Genomic DNA, 5,332 nt, shown 5'->3' with positions numbered 1-5,332 from the left:
TGGCGGGCCTGGGGGCGATGGCGTCGGTGGCGTTGCCGGTCGAGCAGGTGCGTGAGCGGTTGTCGGCCGGGGATGGGCGGGTGTCGATCGCGGCGGTCAACGGCCCGAACTCGGTGGTGGTGGCCGGTGAGGTCCAAGCTGTCGAGGAGCTGGTGGAGCGTCTGGCCGAGGGTGGGGTGCGGGTCCGGCGGATCGCGGTGGACTATGCCTCGCATTCGGCTCAGGTCGATCTGATCGGTGAGGAACTCGCTCAGGTCCTGGCGGAGGTGGCCCCGCGTGCGGTGCGGGTGCCGATGTTGTCGACGGTGACCGGTCAGTGGGTGGAAGGGCCGGAACTCGACGCGGGGTACTGGTGTGACAACCTGCGCAACACGGTGGCCTTCGCCCCGGCGATCGGGCAGCTGCTGGAGCAGCGGTATCGAGCTTTTGTGGAGGTGAGCCCGCATCCGGTGCTGACGGTCGGCATCGGCGAGTGCGTGGATGAGGCCGCGGTGGACGCGGTGATCGCCGGGACGTTGCGTCGTGACGAGGGCGGGCTGGATCGGGTCCTGGTCTCGGCGGCCGAGCTGTTCGTGCGCGGTGTGCGCGTGGACTGGCGAGCCGTACTGACCGGTGGGCGCCGGGTCGACCTGCCGACCTACGCCTTCCAGCACCAGTGGTTCTGGCCTGTTGGCAGTGCGGGTGCCGGCGCGGGGAATGTGGCCGCGGCGGGCCTGGCCGCGACGAAACATCCTCTGCTGGGTGCGGCGGTGGGCCTGGCCGACACCGATGGGGTACTGCTGACCGGCCGCCTGTCGCTCGCTACGCATCCCTGGCTGGCCGATCACACGGTGGCCGGGATGGTGATCTTCCCGGGCACCGGGTTCCTTGAGCTGGCGATCCGGGCCGGTGACCAGGTCGGCTGTGACCTGGTGGAGGAGCTGACGCTGGCCACGCCGCTGGTGCTGGGCGAGGACGACGCGGTCGTGGTCCAGATCGCGGTCGGCGCGCCGGAGGAGACCGACCGCCGAACCTTGAACGTCTATTCCCGGCCGGCGCAGGCCGGCGACGACGTGCCGTGGGTACGGCATGCCACCGGCACCCTCGCCACGGGCAACCGGACCGCCGTACCGTTCGACACGGCGGTGTGGCCACCGCAGGGCGCGACCGCTGTCGAGCTGGACGGGCTGTATGACGAGCTGGCCTCCCGAGGGCTGGGCTACGGTCCGGTGTTCCAGGGGCTGCGGGCGGTCTGGCGCGGCACCGGGGGTGAGGTGTTCGCCGAGGTCGTCCTGCCCGAGCAGGTGGAGTCGAGCGCGGGTTCGTTCGGGATGCATCCGGCGTTGCTGGACGCGGCGCTGCACGCGGTCTCATTCGCCGGGCTGGATGTGGGCGAGGGTGGCTTGCTGCCGTTCTCCTGGCAGGAGGTGTGCCTGCACGCGGGTGGCGCGGCGCTGTTGCGGGTACGGCTGGCCAAGTCCGGCGACGACTCCGTGTCGCTGACGGCGACCGATCGAGCAGGGGCGCCGGTGCTGTCGGCGCACTCGCTGACCGTGCGCCCGTTCACCCCCGACCAGCTCGCCGGCGCCGACAACGGCCGCAGCGTACAGCGGGATTCCCTGTTCGGGCTGGATTGGACCGCGCTGCCGGAGGTGCCGGGCGCGGAGACCGGTGCGAGTGTCGTCGAGCTGGACGGAGATCTCGCCTCGCTGGACTCGGCACCGGACGTGGTCATGGTCACCGTCGGGTCGGCCGACGCCGAGAACGTGGTGGAGTCGACCCACGAGTTGGTCGCCCACATCCTCGGCCTGCTACAGCGGTGGTTGGCCGATGAGCGGTTCGGGGCTTCGCGTCTGGTGTTCGTGACGCGGGGCGCGGTGGCCGCGGCTGAGGGTGAGGCGGTCACCGATCTGGCGGCTGCTGCGGTGTGGGGTCTGGTGCGGTCGGCGCAGTGGGAGAATCCGGGCCGGTTCGTGCTGGTCGACGCTGATGCGGAGTCGTCTTCGTCGTCGCTGGCTGTGGTGCTGGCCTCCGGAGAGCCGCAGGCGGTGGTCCGTGAGGGTGCGGTACGGGTGCCCCGTCTGGCCCGGGTGGTGCCAGTCGAGGAGGCGGACCGCTCGTGGGATCCGGAAGGCACGGTTCTGATCACTGGTGGTACCGGTGGTCTGGGCGGCCATCTGGCCCGGCATGTGGTGGCCGAGCGCGGCGTGCGGCATCTGTTGCTGACCAGCCGAAGGGGCCTAGAAGCGGCCGGGGCGCGTGAGCTTGAGCAGGAGCTGGCCGCGCACGGCGCGCAAGTGACCATCGCCGCTTGTGACATGGCTGACCGGGATCAGGTGGCGGCTCTGCTGGCCGGGATCGATGCCGAACATCCGCTGACCGCGGTCGTTCACACCGCCGGTGTGCTGGAAGACGCGACCATCCCGTCCCTGACTCCGGAGCGGTTGGGCAGGGTCCTGCGGCCGAAGGTGGACGCCGCCTGGCACCTGCACGAGCTCACCATGGACCTGGACCTCGCGGCGTTCATCCTGTACTCGTCCTTGTCGGGTGTCATGGGAGCACCCGGGCAGGGCAACTACTCGGCCGCGAACACCTTCCTCAACGCCTTGGCCCAGTCGCGCCGGGCCGATGGGCTGCCCGCGCTGTCGCTGGCGTGGGGTGCCTGGGCCCAGGACACCGGAATGACCGGAACGCTGAGCGACGCCGACATGCGGCGGATCACCCGGACGGGCATGCCGCCGCTGTCGGTGGAGCAGGGTCTGGCGCTGTTCGACGCCGCCGGCCGGGTGGCCCGGTCGGTGGTGGTCCCGCTCCGGTTGGAGCTGGCGGTGCTACGCACCCACGGCGAGGTCTCCCCGTTGCTGCGGGGTCTCGTGCGGGGCGGCCGGCGGTCGGCGGCCAGCGGTTCTGTCGTGGCCGCGACGTTGCTGCAGCGGCTGGCTCCGCTGGGGGCGGCCGAGCGCACCGAGGTCCTGATAGATCTGGTACGCACCGAGGTGGCCATGGTGCTCGGCTACGCCTCGTCCGACACAGTGGAAGTCCGGCGGGAGTTCCGCGAGCTGGGCTTCGACAGCCTCACCGCGGTCGAGCTGCGTAACCGGCTGAACGGCGCGACCGGGCTGCGGTTGCCGTCGACGCTGGTGTTCGACTATCCGACGCCGACCGTGCTGGCGGAATTCCTGCTGGCCGAGCTGCTCGGCGAGCACGCCGACGCGATCATCACCGCACCTGTCATGCCCGTGAGCCACGACCCGATCGTGATCGTGGGCATGGCGTGCCGTTTCCCGGGTGAGGTCAACTCTCCGGAGGATCTGTGGCGGCTGGTGGCCGAGGGCGGGGACGGGATCGGCGAGTTCCCGACCACGCGCGGCTGGGACCTGGCGGCCTTGTACAACCCGGATCAGGAGAACCGGGGCACCAGCTATGTGCGCGAGGGCGGCTTCCTGGAGAGCGCCACGCAGTTCGATCCAGGTTTCTTCGGGATCTCGCCGCGTGAGGCGCTGGCGATGGATCCGCAGCAGCGGTTGCTGCTGGAGTCGTCCTGGGAGGCTTTCGAACGGGCGGGCATGGACCCGACCTCGCTGCGGGGCAGCCGTACCGGCGTGTTCGCCGGCATCTTCTACCACGACTACGGGATGAGCGCCCAGTTCCCGCCGGAGGCGATGGGCTTCGTCGGCACCGGCACCGCCGCAAGTGTCGCGACCGGCCGGATTTCGTACACGCTGGGGCTGGAGGGCCCGGCGGTGACGGTGGACACCGCCTGCTCGTCGTCGCTGGTGGCGATGCACCTGGCGGCGCAGGCGCTGCGCTCGGGCGAGTGCGATCTGGCGCTGGCCGGAGGCGCGACCGTGATGGCCACCCCGCTGGCGTTCATCGACTTCAGCGTCCAAGGAGGCCTGTCGCCCGATGGCCGGTCCAAGTCCTTCGCTGACGCGGCGGACGGCACCAGCTATTCCGAGGGCGTGGGCATGGTGGTGCTGGAGCGGCTGTCGGACGCGCGCCGTAACGGCCATCAGGTGCTCGCGATCGTGCGCGGGTCGGCGGTCAACCAGGACGGGGCGTCCAATGGCTTGACGGCGCCGAACGGTCCTTCGCAGCAGCGGGTGATCCGCCAGGCCCTGGCCGGCGCCGGGCTGGCCCCCGCTGAGGTGGACGCGGTCGAGGCGCACGGTACGGGTACAGCGCTGGGTGACCCGATCGAGGCGCAGGCGCTGCTGGCGACCTACGGGCAGGACCGGGACGAGGACCGTCCGCTGCTGCTGGGTTCGGTGAAGTCGAACCTCGGTCACACCCAGGCCGCCGCGGGTGTGGCGGGTGTGATCAAGATGGTGCTGGCGATGCAGCATGGGGTGCTGCCCAAGACGCTGCATGTCGATTCCCCGTCCTCGCACGTGGACTGGTCGGCGGGCGCGGTGGAGCTGCTGACCGAGCCGGCCGAATGGCCGCAGAACGGTCACCCGCGCAGGGCCGGTGTCTCCTCCTTCGGGATCAGCGGCACCAACGCGCACGTGATCTTGGAGCAGGGACCGGAAGAGGTCGCGCAGCCGGCCGCGGGTGAGCCTGCGGGTTCGGCCGGTGATGTGGTGCCGTGGGTGGTGTCGGCGAGGACCTCTGAGGCGTTGCGCGCGCAGGCGCGCCGTCTGGCCGCGCATCTCGACGAGTTCGGCGAGCTGGACCCGGTGGATGTGGGGTCCTCGCTGGTGGTGTCGCGGTCGGTGTTCGAGCACCGTGCGGTGGTGGTGGGGCGTGATCGTGAGGAACTGCTGGCCGGTTTCGGCTCGCTGGGCACCGAGGATGCCGGAGCTTCCCTGCGTGGCGTGGTCGCGGGTGTGGCCGACGTGGATGGGAAGACCGTGTGGGTGTTCCCGGGTCAGGGGGCGCAGTGGGCGGGTATGGGCGGGCGGCTGCTTGAGGAGTCGCCGGTCTTCGCCGGGCGGATGGCGGAGTGTGCGGCGGCGTTGGAGCCGTTCGTGGACTGGTCGCTGCTGGATGTGATCCGCCAGGTGGAGGGTGCTCCGTCGCTGGATCGGGTGGATGTGGTCCAGCCGGCCTCGTTCGCGGTGATGGTGTCGCTGGCCGCGGTGTGGGAGTCGCTCGGGGTTCGGCCCGACGCGGTGGTCGGCCACTCGCAGGGTGAGATCGCCGCTGCGGTGGTCGCGGGCGGCCTGTCGTTGCAGGACGGCGCCCGGGTGGTGGCGTTGCGCAGCCACCTGATCGCCGACCGGTTGGCGGGCCTGGGGGCGATGGCGTCGGTGGCGTTGCCGGTCGAGCAGGTGCGTGAGCGGCTGTCGGCCTGGGACGGGCGGATCTCGGTCGCGGCGGTCAACGGCCCGAATTCGGTGGTGGTGGCCGG

Annotated in this window: 1 protein-coding gene; it reads left to right on the top strand. The window is 71.1% G+C overall.

Annotation, left to right across the window (positions count from 1 at the left end; translation table 11 throughout):
- Window positions 1-5,332: SDR family NAD(P)-dependent oxidoreductase (locus ABZ260_RS45715; RefSeq protein WP_355630723.1), on the top strand; the 5,332-nt coding region annotated here is incomplete at both ends.

Source organism: Streptosporangium sp. NPDC006013, assembly GCF_040614275.1.
In the GTDB taxonomy this organism is placed as follows: domain Bacteria; phylum Actinomycetota; class Actinomycetes; order Streptosporangiales; family Streptosporangiaceae; genus Streptosporangium.
The sequence above is the reverse complement of the archived record's forward strand: the minus strand, read 5'-3'. Positions and strand labels throughout refer to the sequence as shown.